At 65.1% G+C, this 24,742-nt stretch carries 24 protein-coding genes; 11 read left to right on the top strand and 13 right to left on the bottom strand.

Annotation, left to right across the window (positions count from 1 at the left end; all coding sequences use genetic code 11):
- Positions 1-107 precede the first annotated feature (107 nt).
- From PARN5_RS0103375 to PARN5_RS0103350, 7 genes are read right to left on the bottom strand one after another with little or no spacing between them, the layout of a single operon-like run.
- Positions 108-1,610, bottom strand: a complete 1,503-nt coding sequence (locus tag PARN5_RS0103375; protein ID WP_017998383.1) for a tripartite tricarboxylate transporter permease — start codon at positions 1,608-1,610, stop codon at positions 108-110.
- A 3-nt stretch (positions 1,611-1,613) separates the two neighbouring features.
- A complete protein-coding gene (locus PARN5_RS0103370; RefSeq protein WP_017998382.1) occupies positions 1,614-2,078 on the bottom strand; it encodes a tripartite tricarboxylate transporter TctB family protein in 465 nt (154 codons plus the stop codon).
- A gap of 28 nt (positions 2,079-2,106) precedes the next feature.
- Positions 2,107-3,273: an acyl-CoA dehydrogenase family protein gene (locus tag PARN5_RS0103365; RefSeq protein ID WP_017998381.1), complete on the bottom strand. Its 1,167-nt coding sequence runs from the start codon at positions 3,271-3,273 to the stop codon at positions 2,107-2,109.
- 13 nt (positions 3,274-3,286) lie between these two features.
- Positions 3,287-4,318, bottom strand: a complete 1,032-nt coding sequence (locus PARN5_RS0103360) for an NADP-dependent oxidoreductase (protein WP_017998380.1) — start codon at positions 4,316-4,318, stop codon at positions 3,287-3,289.
- Positions 4,319-4,326: 8 nt separating this feature from the next.
- On the bottom strand, positions 4,327-5,259 hold the full coding sequence (locus PARN5_RS0103355) for a 3-keto-5-aminohexanoate cleavage protein (RefSeq protein ID WP_017998379.1): 933 nt from the start codon (positions 5,257-5,259) through the stop codon (positions 4,327-4,329).
- An 18-nt stretch (positions 5,260-5,277) separates the two neighbouring features.
- Positions 5,278-5,721, bottom strand: a complete 444-nt coding sequence (locus tag PARN5_RS23205; protein WP_081614920.1) for an aldolase/citrate lyase family protein — start codon at positions 5,719-5,721, stop codon at positions 5,278-5,280.
- A complete protein-coding gene (locus PARN5_RS0103350; protein ID WP_017998378.1) occupies positions 5,718-6,197 on the bottom strand; it encodes a MaoC family dehydratase in 480 nt (159 codons plus the stop codon). Before PARN5_RS0103350 ends, PARN5_RS23205 begins: the two co-directional genes overlap by 4 nt.
- A gap of 89 nt (positions 6,198-6,286) precedes the next feature.
- Between PARN5_RS0103350 and PARN5_RS21570 the strand changes: the two genes are divergently transcribed.
- The 11 genes from PARN5_RS21570 (at position 6,287) to PARN5_RS21550 (ending at position 19,157) form a co-directional block, all read left to right on the top strand.
- The gene (locus PARN5_RS21570; protein ID WP_036744555.1) at positions 6,287-7,642 is read left to right on the top strand and encodes a phosphotransferase family protein; all 1,356 of its coding nucleotides are present in this window, start codon (positions 6,287-6,289) and stop codon (positions 7,640-7,642) included.
- Positions 7,632-8,597, top strand: a complete 966-nt coding sequence (locus PARN5_RS21565) for a hypothetical protein (RefSeq protein WP_017998376.1) — start codon at positions 7,632-7,634, stop codon at positions 8,595-8,597. Before PARN5_RS21570 ends, PARN5_RS21565 begins: the two co-directional genes overlap by 11 nt.
- Positions 8,594-9,796 carry a CoA transferase gene (locus tag PARN5_RS0103335; RefSeq protein WP_017998375.1) on the top strand — a complete coding sequence of 401 codons (1,203 nt, stop codon included), beginning with the start codon at positions 8,594-8,596 and terminating at the stop codon, positions 9,794-9,796. Before PARN5_RS21565 ends, PARN5_RS0103335 begins: the two co-directional genes overlap by 4 nt.
- Positions 9,797-9,888: 92 nt before the next feature.
- The gene (locus tag PARN5_RS0103330) at positions 9,889-11,907 is read left to right on the top strand and encodes a hydantoinase/oxoprolinase family protein (protein WP_026155147.1); all 2,019 of its coding nucleotides are present in this window, start codon (positions 9,889-9,891) and stop codon (positions 11,905-11,907) included.
- Positions 11,907-13,673, top strand: coding sequence for a hydantoinase B/oxoprolinase family protein (locus PARN5_RS21560; protein WP_017998373.1), 1,767 nt, complete (start codon positions 11,907-11,909; stop codon positions 13,671-13,673). Before PARN5_RS0103330 ends, PARN5_RS21560 begins: the two co-directional genes overlap by 1 nt.
- Positions 13,674-13,724: 51 nt before the next feature.
- Entirely contained in the window at positions 13,725-14,951 is a 1,227-nt protein-coding gene (locus PARN5_RS0103320) for an ABC transporter substrate-binding protein (RefSeq protein WP_081614918.1), read from the top strand.
- 9 nt (positions 14,952-14,960) lie between these two features.
- A complete protein-coding gene (locus PARN5_RS0103315; RefSeq protein WP_017998371.1) occupies positions 14,961-15,851 on the top strand; it encodes a branched-chain amino acid ABC transporter permease in 891 nt (296 codons plus the stop codon).
- Entirely contained in the window at positions 15,838-16,878 is a 1,041-nt protein-coding gene (locus tag PARN5_RS21555; protein WP_081614917.1) for a branched-chain amino acid ABC transporter permease, read from the top strand. The genes PARN5_RS0103315 and PARN5_RS21555 overlap by 14 nt, the downstream gene beginning before the upstream one ends.
- Entirely contained in the window at positions 16,875-17,609 is a 735-nt protein-coding gene (locus PARN5_RS0103305) for an ABC transporter ATP-binding protein (protein ID WP_017998369.1), read from the top strand. The genes PARN5_RS21555 and PARN5_RS0103305 overlap by 4 nt, the downstream gene beginning before the upstream one ends.
- Positions 17,606-18,325: an ABC transporter ATP-binding protein gene (locus PARN5_RS0103300; RefSeq protein ID WP_017998368.1), complete on the top strand. Its 720-nt coding sequence runs from the start codon at positions 17,606-17,608 to the stop codon at positions 18,323-18,325. Before PARN5_RS0103305 ends, PARN5_RS0103300 begins: the two co-directional genes overlap by 4 nt.
- A gap of 25 nt (positions 18,326-18,350) precedes the next feature.
- Positions 18,351-19,157: an FCD domain-containing protein gene (locus PARN5_RS21550; RefSeq protein ID WP_232419292.1), complete on the top strand. Its 807-nt coding sequence runs from the start codon at positions 18,351-18,353 to the stop codon at positions 19,155-19,157.
- Positions 19,158-19,178: 21 nt separating this feature from the next.
- On the opposite strand, the gene PARN5_RS21545 is transcribed toward PARN5_RS21550, so the two are convergent.
- The 6 genes from PARN5_RS21545 to PARN5_RS22795 all read right to left on the bottom strand — a co-directional run bounded on the left by PARN5_RS21545 (position 19,179) and on the right by PARN5_RS22795 (position 24,710).
- On the bottom strand, positions 19,179-20,099 hold the full coding sequence (locus PARN5_RS21545) for an alpha/beta hydrolase (protein WP_017998366.1): 921 nt from the start codon (positions 20,097-20,099) through the stop codon (positions 19,179-19,181).
- On the bottom strand, positions 20,100-21,083 hold the full coding sequence (locus PARN5_RS0103285; RefSeq protein WP_026155146.1) for a tripartite tricarboxylate transporter substrate binding protein: 984 nt from the start codon (positions 21,081-21,083) through the stop codon (positions 20,100-20,102).
- Positions 21,084-22,032: 949 nt separating this feature from the next.
- Positions 22,033-22,173 (bottom strand): hypothetical protein, encoded by a 141-nt coding sequence (locus tag PARN5_RS24040; RefSeq protein WP_157403921.1) that lies wholly within the window; start codon positions 22,171-22,173, stop codon positions 22,033-22,035.
- A complete protein-coding gene (locus tag PARN5_RS22805) occupies positions 22,155-23,630 on the bottom strand; it encodes a hypothetical protein (protein WP_017998363.1) in 1,476 nt (491 codons plus the stop codon). Before PARN5_RS22805 ends, PARN5_RS24040 begins: the two co-directional genes overlap by 19 nt.
- On the bottom strand, positions 23,627-24,316 hold the full coding sequence (locus PARN5_RS22800) for a Mu transposase C-terminal domain-containing protein (protein ID WP_157403920.1): 690 nt from the start codon (positions 24,314-24,316) through the stop codon (positions 23,627-23,629). The genes PARN5_RS22805 and PARN5_RS22800 overlap by 4 nt, the downstream gene beginning before the upstream one ends.
- The gene (locus PARN5_RS22795; RefSeq protein ID WP_026155143.1) at positions 24,288-24,710 is read right to left on the bottom strand and encodes a hypothetical protein; all 423 of its coding nucleotides are present in this window, start codon (positions 24,708-24,710) and stop codon (positions 24,288-24,290) included. Before PARN5_RS22795 ends, PARN5_RS22800 begins: the two co-directional genes overlap by 29 nt.
- Positions 24,711-24,742: the final 32 nt, after the last annotated feature.

Here is a 24,742-nt window from a genome sequence, read left to right as displayed (position 1 = left end):
AAATTCGCCTCCTTCTTACAAGTCCATGCGCCGCGTCCATCCGCCGAGTCGCGCAGAGATAGTGCGGTGAAGTGGAAGCGTTCGGTCCTTGAGCGAGGTGCAACGTCTCATTCCTGCAAGGCCTCATCGCGCTTGCGGCGGATCTCGGGAAGGCACACGAACAGGATGGCCAGCGCCGCCATCGTCAACAGCGCCGCGCTGATTGGCCGCTCCAGGAACACCAGCGGATCGCCCCGAGACAGCAGCATGGCGCGGCGCAGATTCTCTTCCATCATCGGACCCAGCACCATACCCAGCAGGAAGGGGGCCGGTTCACAGTCCAGCCTTCGGAAAAGGTATCCGAGGCCGCCGAACAGCACCATTACCCAGATGTCGAAACTCGAGAAGTTCAGCGAGAACACCCCGATCGCGCAGAACACCAGGATAGCCGGAAACAGCAGCTTGTAGGGGATGGTCAGCAGCTTGACCCACAGCCCGATCAGCGGAAGGTTCAGCAGCACCAGCATGAAGTTGCCGACCCACATGGAGGCGACAAGTCCCCAGAACAGGGCCGGCTGAAGGGTCATCACGTCCGGTCCCGGCTGGATGCCCTGGATGATCATGGCGCCGGCCATGAGCGCCGCGATGACGTTCGACGGCAGTCCCAGTGTCAGCAGCGGAATGAGCGAGGTCTGCGCCCCGGCGTTGTTGGCGGCCTCGGGTGCTGCGACACCCTCGATCGCGCCTTTTCCGAAGCGGTGCGGATCGTCGGCCAGTTTCTTCTCGACTGCATAGGCGGTGAAGGACGACAGGAGAGCCCCACCGCCCGGCAGGATACCCAGGAGCGTCCCGATCCCGGTACCGCGCAGCACAGGGCCCGAAATGCGCCGCAGGTCTGCACGCGACGGCAGGAGCCCGCGAAGTTGCGCACGATAGGCCGTTCGTTCCTCGTCGCCGTGCAGAAGGTTCTGCATGATCTCGCCCAGCCCGAAGACGCCCATCGCAACCGCCACGATCGACACGCCGTCAAGCAGTTCCGGCCGGCCCAGCGTCATGCGGGTTGCCCCGGTGGTGATATCGGTTCCGACCACACCGACGATCAGCCCGAAGAGGATCATCGCCAACGCCTTGATCAGCGATCCCTGTGCCAGTACGACCGAAGCGATCAGGCCGAGGACCATGAGGGCGAAGTATTCCGGCGCGTGAAACTGCAGCGCGGCGGCAGCCAACAATGGTGACACCGCGGCAATCACGATCGTCGCTACCGTCCCGGCGAAGAAAGACCCAAGGGCAGCCGTCGACAATGCGAGGCCGGCCTTGCCCTTGCGGGCCATCTGGTAGCCGTCCAGAGCCGTCACCACGGACGAGGATTCACCCGGCAGGTTTACAAGGATCGCCGTGGTGGAGCCGCCATACTGAGCGCCGTAGTAGATACCCGCCAGCATGATCAGCGAGGTTGTGGGCTCCAGCGTGAAGGTCATCGGCAGCAACATCGCGATCGTCGCGGGGGGGCCGAGGCCCGGCAATACTCCGATCAGCGTGCCCAGAAAACAGCCAAGAAAGCAGTAGAACAGGTTTATCGGGGTGATTGCCTCGGAAAAGCCGAGGCTCAGATTCGCCAGAAACTCCATTTCTTACACCCCGAACCATGGGCCGAAGCCCCGCACCGGCAGCCCCAGCAGGACAACGAAGGCCAGCCAGCAGCCGATGGCGAGCACCCCTGCCAGGATCGCTGCCGTGCGCCAGCCGAAGCCACGCATGCCCCAGGCAGCCACGAGCACCGTCACCGCAACAGCAGGGATCATCCCTGCCGGACGCACGAGCACGCTGAAGATCAGGCATGAGCCAAGGATCGCGATGACCGCACGTGCAGCGAACAGGTTCAGGGGCTCCATGGCCTCCGCCTCGCCCCTGAAGGCCCGCACCATCAGCACCAGGGCAAGTGCGGAGATCAGCCCGCCAAGCATGGTGGGGAAGTATCCTGGCCCCATGCTGCGCGCGGTCCCGAACGTCAGTTCGCGGGTCAAGACAATCGTGCCGAGGCCGATCACGAGGAACAGCAGCCCGGAATAGAAGTCCTTCGGCTTTCGCATTTCCATTTCGTCTCCCCCTCCCCTGGGATGTAGCTTAGTAGGACTTGGGAAGATCCAGCACCTTCTCTGCGATGAAGGACAGGATCAGCTGCTCTGTCACCGGGGCGATGCGCGGCAGGATGGATTCGCGAAACAGCCGCTCGACCTGGTATTCCTGCGCATAGCCCATGCCGCCATGAGTCAGCACCGCCTTGGTCGAGGCGTCGAAGGCCGCGCGTGCCGACAGGAACTTGGCCGCGTTCGCCTCGGCCCCGCAGGGCATGCCCTTGTCGTAGAGGTAAGCCGCCCGCAGACACATCCAGTAGGCGCTTTCAAGATAGGTCCAGGCTTCGGCCAGAGGGTGCTGGATGCCTTGGTTCTTGCCGATGGGCCGGCCAAAGACGACACGTTCCTTTGCATAACGGGCAGCCCGCTGCAGTGCGTCGCGCCCGAGACCGATCGCCTCGATGCCAACGAGAATGCGTTCGGGGTTGAGGCTGTCGAGCAGGTAGTTGAACCCCTTGCCTTCCTCGCCGATCCGGTCCTCGTCAGGGACAAAGAGATTGTCGATGAAGGTGGCGTTCGAATCCACGGCGTTGCGTCCCATCTTGTGGATGCGCCGCACCTCGACCCTGGACCGATCCAGCGGGGTGTAGAACAGCGTCATCCCCTGCGTGGGCTTCTTGCACTCCTCCTTCGGCGTGGTGCGCGCCAGAAGGATGATGCGGTCCGCCTCCTGTCCGGTCGAGGTCCATATCTTGCGGCCATTGACGATGTAGCCGCCATCGACCCTGCGGGCGAAGGTCTTGATCGAGGTGGTGTCGAGTCCGGCATCCGGCTCGGTCACGCCGAAGCAGGCCTTTTCGCGCCCCTGCACCAGGGGCTCCAGCCAGCGCGCCTTCTGCTCGGGCGTGCCGTGGACGACGATTGCGTGAGGCCCGAACAGGTTGATGTGGATGGCCGAGGCCGCCGAATACCCTCCGTTCGACGATGTGGCCGCATGCATCATGATCGCCGCTTCGGTGACGCCGAGGCCGGCCCCGCCGAGCTCTTCCGGCATGGTGATGCCAAGCCAGCCCGCGTCGGCCATCGCGCGGTAATATTCCTCGGGAAAGCGACAGTCCTCCTCGCACTTGGTCCAGTACTCGTCGCTGAATTGGGCGCAAAGCTGGCGCACGCTTGCGTCGATGGCCTGCTGGTCGGGGGTGAGGTCAATCAACATTTCGGGCTCCTCCTCAGCCGATATGGATCAGGCGCTTGCCGGTATTCTCGCCGGCGTAGAGGGCCGCGATGGCGCCCGGCGCGGCCTCGATCCCCTCGGCAAGGTCGATGTCGTAGACGACCTTGCCCTGACGCCAAAGCTGCGCCATCTCGCTTGCCGCGCGGGCGTAGTCGGCCATGTGGTCGAAGATCACAAAACCCGACCAGACCAGCCGGCGGGTCAGGATTTCGCGCTCGTTGCGGGGGCCGGTGGGGGCGGGGACCCATGATCCGACAGAGGCGGTGCCGCATTGCACGACACGGCCGCCAACCGCCATCTGCCGCAGCACCGTGTCCAGGATCGGCCCGCCCGTGTTGTCGAAATAGAGGTTGACGCCATCCGGCGCGGCGCGCTTGACGGCTGCGGCGATATTCCCGGTACGGTAGTTGATCGCCTCGTCATAGCCGAAGCGGTCGTGGCAACGGGCAACCTTGGCGTCGTCGCCGGTCAGGCCCACGGTCCGGCAACCCATGCTCTTGCCGATCTGGCCGACGAAGGAGCCGACCGAACCCGCGGCGGTCGAAACGACCAGCGTATCGCCCGCCACCGGACGGCCGAGCTTGGTCAACGCCAGATAGGCGGTGATGCCGTTGATCCCGACGAGCGCCCCGAAGGCGTCGAGCGGAAGATCCTCGGTCGCCCGGTGCAGCACTGCTTCAGGCCCGACGGCGGCGTAATCCTGCCATCCGAAGAAGCCGTAGAGAAAGTCGCCCACCGCATAGCCTTTGGCCCGTGAGGCGACCACGACCGCGACCGCCAGTGCCCGCATCGGCCCCCCAATCGGCACCGGAGCGGCGTAATTCGCCTCGGACGAGGCCCAGCCCCGCTGCGCCGGATCGGCTGAAAGATAGATGTTGCGGACCAGCATCTGCCCTTCGCCCGGCTCGGGAACCGAGGTTTCCGCGAGGGTGAAGTGCGAGGCTTGGGGGATGCCGTCCGGGCGGGTGGTCAGCAGCACCTGCCGGTTGCGGTCGGGCAGCGAATAGGCGGGAATGGAGTTCGGCATCGTGATCCTCAGAATGCGACGTTGGCGGCGCCCTTGGTGCCCAGCATCTCGCGGGCCTCGTCCGGGGTGGCGATGGCAAGGCCGAGCTCTCCCAGAATGCGCGCGCTCTTGGCGACCAGTTCGGCGTTGGAGGTGGCGAGTTCTCCCTTGGCAAGGAAGAGGTTGTCCTCAAGCCCGACACGGACATGGCCGCCAAGGATCGCGCCCATCGTGGTGAAGGGAAGCTGGTGCCGGCCCGCCGCCAGGATCGACAGAAGGTAGTCGCTGCCGAAAAGCCGGTCGGCAGTGGCCTTCATCGACATGAGATTCTCCGGCTCGGGGCCGATGCCGCCGAGAATGCCGAAGATCGATTGCACGAAGAACGGCGGCTTGACGAGGCCGCGGTCGGCGAAATGCGCGAGGTTGTAGAGATGTCCGGTGTCGTAGCACTCGAACTCGAAGCGGGTGCCCAGGTCGCCGAGTTCCGTCATGGCTCTCTCGATCTGGGCGAAGGTGTTCGAGAGGATGAAGTCCTTGGTCATCTCCAGATAGGGCTGTTCCCAGTCGTTCTGGAACTTCGCGACGCGGGCCGCGGCGCCCGAGATATTGAAGTTGAACGAACCCATGTTCATCGACGCGATCTCTGGCTCGGCCCATTTTGCGGCGGCGAGGCGTTCGTCCAGGGTCATGCCCAGCCCGCCGCCGGTGGTGATGTTCACGATGGCGTCGCAGCCCTGCTTGATGCGCGGCAGGAAGCGCTTGAACGCTTCCGGATCCTGTGTCGGGCGGCCGGTCGCCTCGTCGCGCGCGTGCAGGTGCAGGATTGCCGCCCCGGCCCGGGCCGCGCCGATTGCCTGTTCCGCGATCTCGGCGGCAGAAACCGGCAGGTGCGGCGACATCGACGGCGTGTGGATGGAGCCCGTTATCGCGCAGCTGATGATGACCTTGTTTGTCCGCTTCACGTTGTTTCTCCTGTTGATCTAGAGCGGCGCGAGCGAAATCCGGGCCGCATCCTCAAGCGCCGCACGGTGGGGGGCGCAGCAATCGCAATGATCCGTTCGGCCCGCGCATTGACTGGCAATCCCCGCAGATCCGCGACGCCATGCTCCGTCGCGATCACATCGACCGCTTGTCGCGGCAGCGAGACGGGGCCGGGGCACCACCAGGCCCGCAGGCGCGCCCTGGACCACGGCAACCACATCGTCCAGTCCGCTGTCTGACATCGGATTGATTCGCACCCACAGTTCCGGCCCGCCATGTGCGGCACGAAGATATTCGAGCACCATGCCGCGCGCGATTGCCTTGCGCTCGGGTGCCACCGAGGCCTCCAGGTCGAGGATCAAGGCGCCGGCGCCGGAATCCGCTTGACGTGCGAGCTTCTTTTCACGGTCCCCCGGGACGAACAGGAACGACCGCGGGTTCATGCTGCGGGCCGTTTCAGCTGCAGGCCGCTGCGCTTGCAGTGGCCGACAAGATCGCCATGCTGGTTGTAGGCACGATGCTGGAAGGTGACGATGCCTGCATTGGGGCGTGAGCGGCTTTCGCGCAGTTCCAGCACCTCCGTCTCGACCCGGATCGTGTCGCCGTGGAAAACGGGTTTGGGGAATCGCACCTCGTCCCAGCCGAGATTCGCGACAGCGGTCCCCAGCGTGGTTTCGCCAACGGACACCCCCACCATCAGCGACAGCAGGAAACCGCTGTTGAGCAGGCGCTGGCCGAACTCGGTCTCGCGCCGGCAGTAATCCTCGTCGAGATGCAGATAGGCGGGGTTATGGGTCAGCGCGCTGAACCAGACGTTGTCTGCCTCGGTGATCGTGCGACGAATGTCGTGTCTGAATACCTGCCCAACGGTCATTTCGTCGAAATAGAGCCCTGCCACTGTTACCTCCACGCTGAACATCGGATCATTCTTAATGGTCTAATATTTTATTTGATCTGCCTTGTCGAGTGGTATATGAATTGCCTGGCAGGAGAGAAGGATGCGGGCAGTTGGACGGGTCGAGAGCAGAACAGGACAAGGCGAACCTGGGGCGGGAGGCGTCCGAAGCAGAGCTTCGCGCGTGGGTCGAAGATGTCGCGGGGGTAGGCATTTCCAAGTGGAAGCCAATCTCCGGCGGCAATCGCTGCAGGTCGTGGGCAGTGACCGCCGACGACGGAACGAAACTGTATCTTCGTTATCAGCCGCCACGGCCCCCTTCAGCCGAAGCCTATACGGTCTGGCGTGAGGCCAGATTCTATCAGGTTCTTGCGAACACCGATGTGCGGGCGCCGCGCCTGATTGCCGTGAACGATGAGGTGCAGGCGATTCTGACGGAACTGGCCCCCGGCAGGGCTGACTTCCGGCGGATCGACGATGACCAGCGCAAGGCGGCCATTGCGGACGATTTCGTGTCAGCCCTCGCGCAGCTGCACGCCGTGCCGATTGCGGAGACGGGGCTTGCGGATGATCGCCATGCCACGATCGCTGCCTGCGTGTCGGAGGAACTGGCGATCTGGCGGGCGATGTATCAGGAGTCGGGCGAACGTGACCCGCTTATCGAGATGGCTCTCGATTGGCTTGATGCGAATCTGCCCGACCCTCCGGAAGCGCCGGTTCTGGTTCACGGCGATGCCGGGCCGGGCAATTTCCTCTTCGAAGGCGATCGGATGACGGCGCTGCTCGACTGGGAGCTTGCGCATGTCGGCGACCCGATGGAGGATCTGGCATGGTTCTCGATGCGTGCCGTCATGGAGCCGGTGCCGGACTTCCCTGCCCGGATCCGGGCCTATGAGGCGGCAGCGGGGCGTCCCGTGGATACAGGGCGCATCCTGTACCACCGCGTCTTTGTCTCGACACGGGTTGTCATCATTCGCCACCGCAATGTGACCGGAGAACCGGGGAACTCGATCGTTTCCCGAGCGCTGAATCGGCGCTTGCTGGTGGATGCATTGGCCGCGGCCACCGGAACGGCCTTGCCGCACCGGCCACCCCTCATGGTGGATGAAACCGCCCTGACGCCGCTTTACGACAGTGTCATCGCCGACTTGCGCCACCGGATCGCGGAGGTGAGCGACGATCCCGCCATTGTCGCTGCTTCCAAGAACCTGGCGAAAGTGGTGAAGTATCTGCGCGAAGCGGACCGTCTCGGGCCTGCGATGCGCGCGGCGCGCACCGAGGCCATCGAACATCTGCTTGCAAAGATTCCTGGTGCGACAGTTCCACTGGAGGCGGGGTCTATTCCCTTCGACCTGTTGCTGGAGTTCTTTGCAGGCGACGTAGCACGCGAGGCGCAGATGGCGGCGCCAAGCTCAGGCGGCCTCGCAACTCGTGACTTTCCCGCCCTGAAGGAAACAGATGATGATTGATGCAACGACCGAAACGCGTCCGCAGACCACTGTCAGCGCTGCCGATGACCGGTTTCACTTCGACCAGATGTCCGACCGCTGGTGGATCACCGAAACGGCGTGGTTCTCGTTCGCGAAGCCGGAGATCGGTCTCGGCGGCTGGCTTTACAGCATGTTCCGGCCAAACATCGGCACGGTAGCGGGGGGATGCTGGATCTGGGACAGCACGGCGCATCTTCCGTGGGAGGTTCCGTACTCCGCCAACTATACTGCGCTGCGCATTCCCGATGACCAGGACCTGACCGACATCCAACTGCCGACTGGCGTTCGCATGAAGACGATCGAGCCGCTGACCAGCTACGAGCTGGGCTTCGAGGACGAAGGACGACTGTCGCTCGATCTGCGCTTCGACGCGGTAATGCCGCCGCGGCCGCTTGCCAAACCGGGGTCGTCCTTCCAGAAGCTGAGCCATTTCGACCAGTTCGGCCGCGCGCATGGCAAGATCGTCCTGCATGGCGAAGAGATCGAGATCGACTGCCTGTCGATGCGCGACCGCTCCTGGGGGCCGCGGCCCGAGCATCGTCCGGGCAAGAGCGCCTATGTTTCGGGGATAGCGTCGCCTTCTGACGCCTTCCTGGCGGTCACCAAATGGAACGATGACGACTATCCCGTCGCCTATGGTTTCCAGATTCGCGACGGGGTGACGGCGGACCTCGTTTCCGGCCGCCGCTGGGTGGAGCGTTGCCCGGACCAGCACGTAGTCACGAAGATCCGCATCGAGGCCAAGGACGAACTGGGCCGCGATCTTTACGCTGAGGGGCGGCGGCTCTCGGGCATCATCATCAACCGGCACAGCTTCATCGACTCGAACGGGCTGATCGAATGGACCATCAACGGCCACAAGGGACATGGCGAGGATCAGGACATGTGGCCGGTCCACGACTGGTCGGCGGCCCGGCGGAGGTTGCGCGGATGATCGATCCCGCCGAACAACCGCTGGCCGGAATCAAGGTCGTCGATCTGAGCCAGATCTACAACGGCCCCTATGCCACGTTCTTGATGGCAGCGGCCGGCGCCAGGATCCTGAAGGTGGAACCGCCCGGCGGCGAATCCCTGCGGCGCCGCGGGGTGGTCGGCGGCGCGGCGCTTCCCTTCGCGATGCTGAACGGCATGAAGGAATCCCTTGTGCTCGACCTCAAGTCGGCCGAGGGCAAGGCGGCTCTGCACGCGCTGCTGGCCGATGCCGATGTGCTGGTGGAAAATTTCGCCCCAAGCACAATGGCGCGCCTCGGCTTCCCGGCCGAGGAATTGCAGAAGCTTTATCCCCGGCTGATCTATGCGTCTTCCTCGGGGTTCGGCAGCGATGGGCCGTATCGCGACTATCCCGCAATGGACCTGACGATTCAGGCGATGTCGGGGGTAATGCACACGACCGGCTTTCCCGACCGTCCGCCCGTCAAGGCGGGGCCGGCGCTGTGCGATTTCTTCGCGGGCGTGCATCTCTATGGCGCCATCGTGACCGCGCTGTTCCAACGCGAGCGCACAGGCATCGCGCGACGGGTCGAGGTGGCGATGCAGGACGCCGTATATCCGTCGCTGGCATCGAGCCTGGGACTGCAATTCGGTCTGGATCGCGCGGGGATCGACCCTGCCGATGCACCGCCGCCGCGCACCGGCAACCGTCACGGCGGCCTCGCCGAAGCACCCTACAACGTCTATCCCACCAGCGACGGCCATATCGCGATCATCTGCGTCGGCGAACAGCACTGGCGCAACATCGCCCGCGCGATGGGCCGGCCTGAACTGGGCGAGGATCCGCGCTTCGCGACGCTGAAGAGCCGCGTCGCCGCCGTGGACGAGGTTGACGCCATCGTTTCGGAGTGGACCGCGTCGCGCAGCAAGGAGCAGGTCTTCCGGACCCTGCTGGCGCACAAGGTGCCCTGCGCGCCGGTCCGCACGCTTCCCGAGGTGATGGAGGATCAGAACATGCACGCGCGCGGCGCCCTTGTCTGGCAGGACCATCCGGAACTCGGGCGCATCGTCGTGCAGCAATCGCCGCTGCGCTTCGGAGGCCTGTCACCGCGCGAACTGACGCCGAGCCGTGCGCTTGGGGCGGATACCGCATCCGTTCTTGCCGAAGTGGAGCCTGCGGCTAGGGCATCGCGCACCGGCTGAGGCGAGAGCTGAAACAGGCGGGAACGCCCGCTTGATGGGAAAAGGGCCGGACGCGCGGGAGGGCGCAGACGGCTGCTGTTGGGAGGACATCCATGGCTGGCATAGCCGGAATCGACGTGGGCGGCACGTTCACCGACCTGTTCTTTTCGCGGAACGGCAACACCGTTGATCGCGTGCTCAAGGTTCCATCAACACCGGACGATCCAAGCCGGGGATTGATCGATGCGCTGGCGGCGGCACGGATCGAACCCGAGGAACTGGGCATCATCCTGCACGGCACGACCATTGCCACCAACGCCGTGATCGAACGGCGGGGGGCCCGCGCCGCGCTGATCACGACCAGAGGTTTCCGGGACGTGCTGGAACTGGGCCGGCGCGACCGGCAGCGGATGTACGGGCTGACCGGAGTGCAGCACCCGCTGATCCCGCGTCGCATGCGCTGGGAAGTCGCAGAGCGCATGGATTACCGCGGAAACGTGATCACCCCGCTGGACGAGCCGGGGCTGGAAGCACTGGCCCGCGCCCTGGTCGACGAGGGGGTCGAGACGGTGGTGATCGCCTTCCTGCATTCCTACGCCAACCCGGCGCATGAGGAACGTGCACGGGAGATCGTGGCATCCATCAGTGATTGGGAAGTGGTCATCTCCTCCGAGGTGGTGCGCGAATATCGCGAATTCGAGCGTACCAGCACGGCGGTGGTCCAGGGCTATCTGCAGCCGCTGGTCTCGCGTTATGCGCGCAACCTGACGGAAAAGCTGAACGCAAAGGGGTTCCGGCGCCAGACTCTGGTGATGCAATCGAACGGCGGGCTCGTGCCGTTGGGGCAGTTGCCGACGCGGGCGGCGAACATCGTCCGCTCTGGACCTGCGGCGGGGGTGACGGCGGCGGCGCAGATCGCGGGACAGGCAGGCTTCACCCATGTGATTACCGGCGACATGGGCGGCACCAGCTACGACGTGGCCGTGGTGGTGAACGGGCAGCCGCGCATCGCCGAGGAAACCCAGCTCGATTTCCGGGTGCCGCTACGGTTGCCGATGATCGACGTCCATACCATCGGTGCGGGCGGCGGCTCCATCGCCATGCTGGACCGGGGCGGGGTGCTTCAGGTGGGGCCCCACAGTGCGGGGGCGGTGCCGGGGCCGATCTGTTTCGGGCGCGGCGGCACCCGGCCGACGGTGACCGACGCGAACGCGGTGCTGGGGCGCATCAACGCCGATCGGCCGATCGGCCTCACCCATATCGAGCGGCTGGACATCGAGGCCGCACGCGCCGCCATGGCCGAGCTTGGCGCGGGGCTCGGTCTGGGTGTCGAGGAGACCGCCGAGGCGATCCTGACGGTCGTCAACCATGTCATGGCGCGGCGGACCCGGTTGATGACGGTGGAGCAGGGCCATGACCCCCGCGATTTCGCGCTGGTCGTCTTTGGCGGCGCGGGGCCGCTGCACGGGGCCGCGATCATGCGGGAAGTCGGTATCCGCACCATGCTTCTTCCTGAACATCCCGGTGTCCTCTGCGCGCTCGGCTGTGCGGCGGCGGATCTGCGCTATGACCTGTCGCGCACGGTCGAAAGGCCCGTGGCCGACGTGTCGGACGCCGAGATCGCCGAAATCCTGTCCGCGCAACGGACGCAGGGCAGAGAGCAGATCGAGACGAGCGGCGCGGCGGTCGACGCCGTCGTCGTGACCCATGCCGCCAACATGGCCTATCAGGGCCAGATCCACACGCTGCGTGTCCCGGTCGAGGCCGACTGGCCCGCGGCCCGGATGACCGAGGCCTTCGAGGAGGCTTATGCGCGTGAATACGGCAACCGGCTGGAGGGCATCCCCGTGGCGTTGGTCGGCCTGACGACTTCGGTCATGGGAGTGCGGCCGAGGCAGACCCCCCAGGTCGGGAAGTCCGTCGCAACCCACGCGGCTCAGCCGTCGGGCATCCGGCCGGTTTACTTCGGCAGCTGGCAGGACACGCCGATCTATGATCGCAGGACCCTTTCGCCCGGCGCGACTTTTTCCGGGCCTGCGATCATCGAGCAGGCCGATACGACCTCGGTCATCGAACCGGGCATGACGGCGCGGGTCGATGACCGAGGCAACATCCTGGTGGAGGTGGCGTAATGAACCCTGTAACCCTTGCGGTGGTGCGAGGCGCGCTGGAAGCCTTGGGCGACGAGATGGACCTGCATCTCATCCGCGCCGCGCTGTCGCCGATCATTTCCGAGACGAACGACTGCGCCCACGGACTTTTCGATCCGGTGACCGGCGAGACGATCGCGCAGGGCGGCCTGGGCCTTCCGCTTTTCCTCGCGAACATGCAGTTCACCGTGCAGGCGCTGATCCCGCTGGCAGAGGCGCAGGGCGGTTTCCGCGAGGGCGATGTCTGGATCACCAACGATCCCTACCTTTCGGGAACGCATCTGAACGACGTGGTGCTGGTCAGCCCGTATTTCGTGGACGGCAAGCTGTTCTGTCTGTTTGCCAACACCGGGCACTGGATGGACATGGGCGGGTCCGCTCCGGGCGGCTGGGTTCCCACGGCGCAGGAGATCCATCAGGAAGGTATCCGTATCCCTCCCATGCGGCTGGTCGAGGGCGGCCGCCGGAACGAGGCGGTCGTCGCGATGATCACCGCGAACGTGCGCATGCCCGGCCAGCTCCTGGGCGACCTCGCGGCGATGACCAATGTCTTCGCGGTGGGCCGACGGGGACTGGACGCGCTGGTCAAACGCTACAGCGCGGCCCTGCTGCGCGAGTGTATCGACGAGATGATGCGCCGGTCCGAGGCCGAGATGCGGGCGTATATCGCGGATATTCCCGATGGCACCTACACGATCGAGGACGGCTTCGACAATGATGGGGTCGTCGATGCACCATTGACGGTCCGGCTGGCTGTGACCGTCGCCGGGTCCGAGCTTCATTTCGACTTTACCGGAACCGACGGACCCGCGACCGGACCGATGAACATCTCTGCAAGCACGACGAAATCGATGTGTTTCGTGGCCCTGAAGCACATCTTCCCGGACGTGCCGGTGAACGGCGGCGCGTTCCGGCCCACCCGGTTCACGATCCCCGAAGGCTCGATCCTTGCCGCGCAGTATCCCGTCGCGGTGGGCGGAACGACGGATGTGACCCAGCGCGTGGTCGATGTTGTCTTCGGCGCGCTGGCGCAGGCGGTGCCGGATGTCACACCTGCCGCGCCATTCGGCACCACGGGTGTCGCCACCATGTCGGGCATCCACCCGGAAACCGGGCGCTATTTCGTGGCGGTCTATCCCTATCCGGGCGGCTACGGCGGCAGCGCCAGCTCTGACGGGCTGGTGAACGGCACCCCGCCGGGCTCGATGGCCAAGTTCATGTCCGTCGAGATGTCCGAGCACCGCTTTCCTCTGCGGTTCGACCATTATGCGATCCGTGACGGTTCTGCCGGGCAAGGGCGGCACGCCGGTGGCTGTGGCACCCGTTACGAGATCGAAGCCCATGCCGACACGCTGGTGTCGGTGCTGGGCGACCGGGTGGATCGCGCGCCGTTCGGGGTCGAAGGCGGCGGTTCGGCCGCGCCAAACAGCGTCGCCTTCTCTACCGGGGGCCGCGACTGGGTGCCGCCTATGCGATCCAAGGCCGAGAAGATCGGCTTCCGGGCAGGGGACCGGCTGCGCGTTGCCTCACCAGGCGGCGGCGGTTTTGGCGACCCGCTGGAGCGTGATCTGGAACTGGTCGAGAACGACCTGAACGACGGGCTGATCGACATCGCCACGGCACAGGCGGTCTACGGCGTGGCTGTGGCGCAGACGCGGCGCGTCTTCGACCGCGAGATATTCCAACTCGATCCCGAGCGCACGCGCGTCAACCGTGCTGCCCGCAGGGCGGACCGGCAGGCGGGATAAGACTGAAATCGTCGGGCGGGGAGGCCCGGTTCCAACAAGGGAGAGAGAACAATGAGACTGACGAGAAGGACGTTTGGCGGCCTGGCTCTCGGTGCGGCGGCGGCAGGACTGCTGCGGCCCGCTTTCGCTCAGGAAACGCCAATCCGCATCGGTGCGGTCAACCCGTATTCCGGGGCCATGGCGCAATACGGCGACGAGGTGACCCGCGCCTACGAGATGGCGGCCAAGGCTGCAAATGCGACGGGCGGGCTCTTGGGACGGCAGGTGGAAATCCTGCGCGGCAACGCCACGACCCCGCAGGAAGCGCTTGGCGCCGTGGAGCAGCTTATCGGCCGGGAGAAAGTCGATATCCTGATCGGCACCTATGTCAGCGCTATATCCAATTCGGCCAGCGAAGGCGCGCTGAACTACGGCAAGTTGTACTGGGAGACGAATGCCCTCGCCGTGAGCCTGACCGAGCGGGGTCTGCCGAACTATGCCCGCTCGGGCCCTTCGTCGAACGAGTTCGCCCGACGGGGTGTCGAGGCCGCAGTGGAACTGGTCACGCCCGCACTGGGCAAGCAGCCGACCGAGCTGGTTGTCTGGATCGAGCACGAAGACAGCTCCTATGGCAGTTCGATCAAGGACGAGCAACTGCGCTTGTTCACCGAGATGGGCATCACGCCGCAGGTGGGCGCCCATAGCGCCAAGGCGATCGACGTGACCGACTCGATCCTGCGCGCCAAGGAGGCCGCGCCCGACCTGTGGATCAACAACGGCTATGTCGGCGACACCAACCTGCTGCTGCGCGCTGCGCGCGATCAGGGCTTTGCCCCGCCGGCGCTGATGCTGAGCGGCGTGGGCGACACGCCCGAGACGCTCGACGCCCTTGGCGCCGAGTTCCTGGAAGGCGTGCTCCTTGTCTCCTACCCGCGGCCGGACCTGCCCGAAAGCTATGCGCCGGGGGCCGGGCAATTCCTGGCCGACTATCGCGCAGCCTATAATCGCGACCCGATCGCCCCCCAGGGGATGAACGCCTATGTCGGCGCCAAGATCCTCTTCGACGCGATCAAGGCGGCGGAAACCGTGGACTACGAAGCGGTCATCGAGGCCGCGAGAGCAATGGATATCCCGGCCGGCAGCTACGAGACCGGATACGGGGTGGCGTTCGACGACACCATGCAGAACACGCGGGCGCTGCCGGTCGTGGCGCAGTGGCAGTCGGGCCAAGTCAAGGCAGTCTACCCGCAAGAGGCGGTGAGCGGGGGCACAGCCGTCGTCAACCTGCCGCGCAGCTAGGAGCATGGCATGAGCGCGCTCACGAACATCCTCGCAGTCGGCCTCTTGCTGGGGGGAATCTATGCGCTGGTGGCGGTGGGATTGAACCTCGTCTTCGGCGTCGTGCGGATCGTCAACTTCGCGCAGGGCGAGTTCGTCATGCTGGGGATGTATGGCGCCTATGCCGCCTGGCTTGCAGCGGGACTGGATCCCTATGTCGCACCTGTTCTGGTCGTTCCGCTGATGTTCGGGCTGGGAGTGGTCATCTACTGGCTGATCCTTCGCCCGTTGCAGACCGAGCCGATGATGCAGGTCTTCGCCACCTTCGGCCTGCTGATGATCTTCGAGAACACTGTTCTCGCGCTGACGCGCGGGGTCTCTCAGAACGTGAGTTCGGTCTTCTCGGCGGTGTCGGTAACGATCGGCCCGGTGCAGATCGGCCTGTCACGTCTGGTCGTGCTGACCGCTGCGGTGGTGGTGACGGCGGGACTGGGCTGGTGGCTGCGTCACACGATCTACGGCAAGGCGGTGCGGGCCGTGGCCCAGGACCGGAAGGCCGCGCGGCTGATGGGCATCAACGTGGAGCGGGTGTTCACGGTCAGCTTCGGAATCGGCGCGGCGCTGGCGGGACTTGCCGGCTGCCTGCTGGCGCCTCTCTACACCATGTCGCCGCAGATCGGCATGAACTTCATCATGCCGGCCTTTGCGGTGGTGGTCCTGGGCGGCCTCGGCAGCGTTCTGGGGGCCTTCGTCGGCGGGATCATCGTGGGCCTGGTCGAGGCGCTGGCCGGCTTCTACATCGATCCGGCGCTGAAACACGCCGTGCTCTTCATGTTGTTCATCGTGGTGCTGGTGGTCCGTCCGTCGGGACTCTTCGGCGTGGCAGGAGCAGAGGAGATGGGTCTTCGTGAGCAGTCCTGACATCACAGTGCGGACGATCGTCCGCCCCCGCGCAGAACAGAACTTCTCCATCGCCCGCTTCCCTGGCGAGGTTCCCCGCCTGCTGGCAGTCGTCGTCGGGCTGGGCCTGCTTATAGCCGTGTTCTCGGGCGACAGCTTCGCGTTGAACATCCTTGCCACGACCTTCTTGTTTGCGGGTCTTGCGACCTCATGGAACGTGATCGGGGGTCTGGGGGGCCAGTTCTCGCTCGGGCACTCGGCCTTTTTCGCCACGGGGGCCTATGTCACGGCCGGGCTGTATCTCGGGTTCGGTCTCACGCCCTGGCTCGCGGTCTTCCCGGCGGCACTGGCGGCGGCGGCGCTTGCGATGCTGGTGTCCTGGCCGGTGTTCCGCCTCAAGGGGCCGTTCTTCGCCATCGCCACCATGGCGCTGACCGAGGTCATGCTTTCGCTCGCCATGTATTTCGAATCGGTCACTGGCGGGGCGCAGGGCATCTCGGTGCCGTTCCGGCGCGGCCTGGAGAACATGATCTTCGCCGACCGGATGAGCTACGCGATCCTGATGCTGGGCTTCCTTGCAGCGACGCTGGTGATCATGGCCGGGATCGCGCGCAGCAGGCTCGGATACGAGCTGCGGGCCGTGCGGGACAATGAGGACACGGCCGAGGCGTCGGGAATCCATGTGCTGCGCACCAAGCTGGTCGGCATGGGGATCAGCGCCGCGATGATGGCCGTGGGCGGCGGTCTCTACCTGATGTATGTGCGCGTCGTTGATCCGCCGTCGCTGTTCTCGCTTTTCGACGTGGGGGTGAAGGTGGCGCTGATCGCGCTGATCGGCGGCATGGGCACGATCTACGGGCCGCTGCTCGGGGCGCTTCTGGTCGTCCCGCTGGAAGGCTGGCTGCGCGCGGAACTGGGCGGAACCATTCCGGGGGCCAACCTCATCGTGCTGGGGATCGTGCTGGTGCTGACCGCGCTCTATCTGCGCAAGGGCATCGTCGGCACGGCGGGCGACCTCTGGCGGACCTATCGGAGGAGGCTGGCATGACCGCAGATCGCACGTTTCTGCTTGAAGTTGACCGTCTGTCACGTCGCTTCGGTGGCCTGAAGGCGGTGGACGACGTGAGCTTTGCCGTCGCAGAGGGCGAGGTCGTCAGCCTGATCGGTCCGAACGGGGCAGGCAAGACGACGCTGTTCAACCTGATGACCGGCCAGCTTGCGCCGTCGTCGGGCACGCTGCGGTTCGAAGGGCGCGACATCGGGCGGCTGCGCCCGCATGACCGCGCGCGGATCGGCTTCGGGCGCACGTTCCAGATATCGCAGACGCTCACCTCGATGACGGTGCTTGAGAACGCGATGATCGGGGCCTTCCGCGAACACTCCGGCCTTGAGGCAGCCGCCGCGCGCGCCGGCGAGACGCTGGAGATGGTGGGCCTTGCCCATGCCGCGCAGCGCCGCTCGGGAGAGTTGACCTTGGGCGAGCGCCGGCGGCTGGAGGTTGCCCGCGCGCTGGCCATGTCGCCGCGGATCGTTCTGCTGGACGAGGTGATGGCGGGGCTGAACCAGACCGAAGTCCAGGAGATCGTGGACCTCGTGCAGCGCCTGAATTCGGAGGGCGTGACGTTTCTGGTGATCGAGCACAACCTCAAGGTGGTGCGCGCCTTCTCTCGCCGGGTGCTGGTGCTGAACCGTGGCAAGCTGTTGGCGCAGGGCTCCGCCGACGAGGTGCTGTCCGACCCGGAAGTGATCGAGGCGTATATCGGCAAGAGGGCGGCATGAGGGCACATCTGGAAGTGACCAATCTGACGGCAGGCTACGGCGATATCGCGGTTCTGCATGACGCCGGCTTCTCGGTCCCCGAAGGCGAAGTCACCGCCATCGTCGGGGCGAACGGGGCGGGCAAGAGCACGCTGCTTTCGGCCATTGCCGGGCTGATCGCGCCCACCGGTGGCAGCATCCGCTTCGAGGGCGAGGAGATCGCGGGCCTTCCGGCCAACGCATTGCCCGCTCGCGGACTTGCGCTGGTGCCAGAGGGCGGAAGGCTTTTCCCCTTCATGTCCGTGCGCGAGAACCTGGAGCTTGGGGCGTATATCCCTGGCGCCCGCAAGGCCGTCACCGCCCGGATCGACGAGGTTTCGGAGATTTTTCCGATTTTGCGTGAGCGTCACGGCCAGCTCGCCGGGCGCCTGTCGGGTGGCGAGCGGCAGATGTGCGCTGTCGCCCGCGCCCTGATGAGCCGTCCGCGGCTGCTGATGCTGGACGAGCCCTCGGTCGGGCTCTCGCCGCTGATGACCGAGAAGGTCCTGGAGGTCGTCTCGGAACTCGCACGGAAGGACGGGCTGACCGTCGTCATCGTCGAGCAGCGCGTAACAGAGGTGCTGGAAATGGCACAGCACGCTCATATCCTCGATCACGGTCGGCTGGTGCGCTCGGCCAGCGCGGAGGCTTTGCGTTCGGATCGCCATGTGCAGGAAGCCTATATGGGCTTGTCATGACGATCGCTGGGGGAAGAGTCTCCGCTTGGCAGGGATCAAGCGCATGGTGAAGGCAGCTGCCACCAGGATCGGGCGGGTCAATGTCCCCAGAGCCGCAGACATCCTGGCGTCGCAGCTTCGCACGATGATCGTTCAAGGCATCTTTCCCGCCGGCACCCAGCTGCCCACCGAGCGGGTGCTGGTGGAGAAAAGCGGCCTGAGCCGCACCTCGGTCCGCGATGCGTTGCGCATACTGGAAGCGGAGGGACTGATCAGAACCCGTGCGGGACGGTTCGACGGCTCGACGGTGACGCGACCCCAGCGCAACATCGTCGCACGACAGGTCGAACTGTTCGTGCGCACGCACGGCATCCAGCTAAGCTCGCTGCTGGAGTGCCGGGTGGCGCTGGAGCCGACTTTGGCCAGACTTGCCGCCCGAAATCACACCGCCGGCCAATTGGAAGAAATGACCGCCCTTCACGAGAAGTTCGTGGCGTCGGTCGATGACGTTCGCGCCTACAAGGCGATCAACCTTGACTGGCATCTGTCGGTTTGCCGCGCCAGCGGGAACGAGGCCCTCATCGCGCTCATGGAGGCAATTTCCACCCCCGTCCGAGAGGCAATGGATTATCAGCATGTGACGACGGCAGAGCTTCGCCGCGTCGTCGTCAAGGCACATGCTTCGATCCTTGACGCGATCCGCAACCGTGCCGAGGACCAGGCCGAACGCCGCATGTTGCGGCATGTGGCCGGCTATCGCGACATCGCCATCGGCGAGGAACTGGACTTCCAGAAGGCACGGGCCGCGGGGCAGAAGGCGGCTCGGGTTCCGTCCGACCGGCCTGCCGGCTGACGCATCGGCCCTGCCGTAAGGTCAGCCGAACTCGTGCCGCAGGGCGTGGCAGGCAAGCTCCTGCGCCGCGCGGGCCTTTGTCAACGCTCCTGCCTGCGCAAAGAAACCATGCATGACGCCGTCAAACAGGGTTGTCCGCGTTGCAACCCCGGCCTCCTGCAACCTGCGGGCATAGGCAGCGCCCTCGTCGACAAGCGGGTCAAGCTCGGCAAGGATCACCTCGGCAGGCGGAAGATCGGCCAGGCTCGGGGCAAACAGCGGCGACAGGAACGGATCCCGACGGTCCGCCGGGCCGCAATAGTAGTCGAGATACTGCGCCATCATCGCCGACGTCAGCTGATAGCCGGCCGCGTGCCGCGCAAAGCTGTCCGAGGCCATCGTTGCATCGACACAGGGATAAACCAGGATCTGGCGGCGCAGCCGGGGGCCGGCCTTGTCACGGTGCCGCAGCGCCAGCGCCGCAGCAAGGTTGCCCCCCGCGCTGCTGCCTCCGATCGCGCCCCGGCTGACGTCAAGCCCGAGCCCCGTGGCCTCGTCGAACAACCAGTCGAGGATCGTCTCGCAGTCGTCCAGAGCGGCGGGATAGCGGTGTTCGGGGGCAAGCCGGTAATCGACCGAGATCACCGCCTGGCGGGACAGATGTGCCAGTCGCCGGCACAGGGTGTCATGCGTATCCAGCCCGCCAGTGGTGAAGCCGCCGCCGTGAATCCACAACAGCCAGCCGCCTGTGGTGCCCGAGGGCCGGTACAGGCGTAGCGGAATCGCGTGGCCCGCTGCGGCCTCCGGCGCCCGCTCCTCGACCTCCATCGGCACGGGCTCGCCCTGCAGCAGACGGCCGAGAGCCAGAGCCATGGCGCGGGCCTCGACCGGGCTCATGTCCGGCGTCGGCGCGTGGCGGGGAATGATGTCGCGCATCAGCGCGAGGGATTCCGCGTCCAGCATTTACTGGGGCTCCATCCCCGCTTCCTTGAAGATCGCCGCGAAGCTTTCCCGTTCCCTGGCGATATAGGCGTCAAGCTCCTCCGCGGGCATGAAGCTGGCATTCGCGCCCATTGTCGCGAGTTTGTCGCGGAAGTCGTCAGACTCGGCGGCCTCTTTCACGGCGGCGGAGAGCTTGTCCAGCACGTCCTGCGGCGTGCCTGCGGGGGCGAATAGTCCGATCCAGCCCACCAGCTTCAGGTCCGGCACCAATGTCTGCGACAGCGGCAGCAGATCGGGTGCAAGCGGCGTCACCTCGCCGGTGGTCACCGCGGCAAGCGGCCTGATCTTGCCCGCCTTGGCGTGCGGCATCGACGAGGCGATATCGGGGAACATCATGTCCACCTGCCCGCTGACCAGATCGGTCAGCGCCTCGGGGTTGCTCTTGTAAGGAACCCGCAGCATGTCCAGCCCCTGGCGGCCCGCAAACATCTCTGCCATGACGAGGCTGGTCACGTTGCCAGTGGCGTAGCTGACTTCGCCGGGATGCTCCTTGATATAGGCGACGAGTTCTTCCGTCGTGCTGACGGGCAACCGCTCGGGATTGACGGCAAGCAGCGCCTCGAACGTGGCGAGCATGCCAATCGGCGTGAAGTCCGTCTCGGGATCGTAGCTCAGCGACTTGATGAGCAAAGGGTTCGCACTCTGGGTCGAGTTGGTGCCCATCAACAGCGTGTAACCGTCTGGGGCCGCCTGTTTCACCAGTCCGGCCGCGATGGCACCGCTGCCGCCAGGGCGGTTGTCAACGATGACGCCCTGGCCAAGGATCGTCTCCAGTACGCTTGCCAGCACGCGGGTTCCGGTATCCGTGCCGCTGCCGGGGGAAAATGGCACGACGATCGTCACCGGCCGCTCTGGAAACTCGGCCTGCGCCACCGCTGGCAGTAGCGAAAGCACGACACCGGCGATCACACTGCGCCATGCGCTCCACTTATATGAGACCATCATCTTCCCCCCTCTGGTTCGCAAGCGGCGCACCATGCGATAATGGTCCAATATTTATTTATGTGGATCATTTGGTCAAGGACAACATGCCGCGGCCGGATCAGCGATAGACTGTGAGAGCCACAATGGCAGGAGGCGGGATGGTTTGCGGTATGACCGGCACAGTTCTGTTTGGACGCGCCACCCCAGATGCGACCCCGGATCCCGTGAGAGTTTCGCTGGTGGCCGCGGCCGAGGATGTTCGCCCTGAACATCTCGGCCGGGGTCCGGTAACCCAGGCACCTGTGTGGGGTTCCACTGAGACCGGAACAGAGCTGGTGCCACTCCTCCCGAGAGAGCGTGTTCGGGTCGGTGTCGCGGCAGATCCAGCGGCGCAGACGCTGATCGGCGTTCTCGACCGCGCCTTTCCGCCGGGGCGACCGCGCTTCGCAACACCAGATTTGCATGCCGATCTCGGCCTGCAGATGCGGCCAGTCGATGAACTCCGAGCCGCGGTCGAAGGTGATGGATTTGCGCGCATGCAAGGGCAGGGGGCCCAGAACCGCGGCGATCTGCGCCACGAGCTGAATGGAAGGAAGGCGGACGACGGTGGACCGAGGACAAGCTACAGTAGCTCCAATATATCCCACTCTGTGGTTGCCGCTCGAGCCGGGCTGACCCTGTTTTTCAACGCGGCTGGGTGCGGGTCGACGAGCGCCTCCGGAGCCTTCCTGCCTCACTGCATTGCCGCAAATGGGCTTTCAAGCCTAGGTCCCTACAGCCTCTAGCTTGATACTCTAAATCGGTCGAATGGCGGGTTTCGCAAAAGCTGTCGACGTGATGCCGCATCGCCGCAAGTCGGCTATCCGCCAAGACTGTGTAAAACTTCCTTCGGTAGCAGTGACTTATGAGATCCTTGCCTGAGAGCAGGTGTTTTTCATCTCGGCTGTCCGAACTCATCATGCCTGGCGGCTTAGCCCGGGATTGTCGCCATCAGCCCGCGGATGTGCCCGATCTGAAAATCCACGATGGTGGCCGAACAGGGCTGGTCTTTCGCCTTGGGCGGAATGACCTGCTTCGCGATCAGCACGTCCCTCAGGATGAGTGGATGCACGCCACCAGATTCCGCGATGGAGGAGATGCTGCTCCATTTCGGAATGGCCACTGCTTCGCCGAACAGCACCTCGCCTGGCTTGGCATCCATCGTGTCGATAATATGCCGGCGCAGCAATTCGCGGATCGGACCGGGGTCCTTGACGAGTTTTGGGGAGGAAAGCCATCGGTAGAGCATGCCGAAGGTGGCGAACCGGTTGCGATGACCGACCATGCCCCGTTCAACTGCCCTCTGTTGCACATCTCCAGCCCGGATCGGACACCGGCCTCGCCCCGCCTGATATATGACCAAGCCTTGTTGCGGGCCCGATTCCAGTCGGTCATCAAGAGCTCCGCCGGCTTGGCCTGCTTCCCGAACTCCAGCACTCCGCCGAGCATTTCGGTTGCGCGGGCGACCTGTTCAATACCCTGACCGTCGGCCCAGGCGGGACCCGATCGGCCCTCCAAGCGGGCAAGGACATAGTTTTGCAACGAGGAGGGCTGTTGGACGGGAGCGGTTCCCGCCTGGGCCAGCAGCGACTTTTGGTCTTCCGGCACGAGAACCGAAAGCTCATGTGCGATATCGTCCCATTTGTTCAGCCGACGCGAGATTAGCGTCAGATGATGAGCCGGGCCGACCCGGACCGGTTGCAGGCCAGATGAGCCGCCCGCGGCGCAGGGCTTCGGGTCGATAATCGCCTGCCTCATCCTCGGCCAGACAGGCCGGACAGAACCGCGTCTCTGGCCCGGTGGTAAACTCGGCCCCGGCGGCCTTGGATCGGAGAATAACCACTGCTCCAGAAGATGGCCAATCATGCTCTTGAACGTGGCAGGCGACGGAACCGAGCCGGCAAGCCAGGCCTGCTGTCCCTCCGGTCCGGCATTCAGCGCCGGATGGCGCCGGAGCGCACGGTCGATGAGGGTGGACTTGCCGCCGCCCGGCTCGTCGATCACCATCACCCCGCAGGTTTCGCGGGTCGTGGTAAATCGCTGCGCCACGGGCAGGGGGTTGCCCTCGGCGTCGCGGGAAAGCAGGCGGTCCAGGTGGTCGCCGAAACTATTGTCGCGCTCGGTCCGGATATAGAACTTCCGGATCGCGTTCATGATCTTGGTGATGTCGGCGGGGCTACGCATGGTCATTCTTCGATGCTCCAGTTTTTTGTCAGAGGGAATTGCGGCCGGCGGGGCGGAGGCGGCGCGGGCGGAAATGTCGGGCTTGCGCAGGGCAGGCCTCTCGGCGGCGCTTGGGATCGGCAGCCAGTCTTCCTCCTCATCGTCGTCAGGTGCAGGAATCGAACGGCCCGGGCCATCAGCCGCCGGCATCCCCGACTGCGGACGGGCGGTGGTGCGGAAACCGATGAAGAGGCGCTGCCGCGCCTTTTCGATACGCTCGTCGGTCCATTTGTCGACGAACAGGTCGGCCAGCCACCGGGCCTGCTCGTTGCGTGCATCGATCGCCTGCATCGCCTCGTCGATCATGTCGAAGTAGAGGGTCTTGCGGTGCGGATGGGCGGCGCGGAGGTTGCGAATGGCATCCAGCCAGATATTGGCGCTTTTTCCGACCAGCGCCTCCCAGGATCGCCGAGGTAAACCTCGATGCCGCCGAGGTCGCGGGGATGCCAGCGCACATGCAGCTTCTGTTCACCTTTGCGGCTCATCCAGAGCGCCAGCGCCTCGCAGTGATAGCGCACCCCCAGAACCACGATGCCGCGTTTGTCGAGCGTGCGGATCAGGCGTTCTCCGAATACCATCCGCCAGCGCTGGTTGTCGGGGGAAGGCGCTACCCCGTCCCGGGCCACGAGTTCCTGCCAAACCTGCCGGGGTGTCTTGCCGCCCAGGCCCGAGTGGGGGGTGTTGTGATAGGCGTCGACGATCCATCTGGTCAGGCAGACGGCCAGATCGTCGAAGGTCAGGGCGGCGAGCGACTGCGGATCCGCCTCGCCCTTTTCAACCACATCACCGAAGGTCCGGCCGCTCAGCAGCGGAAGCAGGCGCAGGTTGAGGGTTCCGAAGATTCGCTCGATGAAGGCCCGAAGCTCGGGCAGTCCTCGACAGCGATCTCGGTGGCGATGCCGAGGTCGGCGCAGGCCATCTTGAACTCGGGCGCGATAAAGGCGGATCCACCATCCGAGACGATCAGTTCCGGGGGGCAGGCCATGTCCCAAGGGTCATGGCAGTCGCGGCACAGGCCCATCGACCCTTGTTCACCATGGTCATCTGCAGCACCTGCCGCGCAGCGCGGTGATTGGGCGTCCGGCTGATTGCGATGCCCAGGATGCAACGCGTCCGGACGTCGATGGCCACGGTGACGGTCCATCGAACAGACTTCTTCTCGAGGCCGAGCCGCCTGCGCAGCGCCGCAGGGATTCCGTCGATGAACATGCGCATCTCCGGAATGGTGAAGAGGTCGAGGGAAATCTCGTCGATTTCGACCCGCTCGCCGGCCCGGGTTACCTCGATGCCAGCCCCTGCCGGCCTGAACTTCGTCCGGGCGGCACCAGGGCCGATGCGTGCGAGCGTTGCACCGAGAGGATCGATCAGCGCGATCTCTTTTCTCACGGTCTCCCGCGAAGGGGGAACCAGCGGCAGAT

The sequence above is a fragment of the Paracoccus sp. N5 genome, from assembly GCF_000371965.1.
In the GTDB taxonomy this organism is placed as follows: domain Bacteria; phylum Pseudomonadota; class Alphaproteobacteria; order Rhodobacterales; family Rhodobacteraceae; genus Paracoccus.
This window is presented reverse-complemented; position numbering and strand designations above follow the sequence as displayed.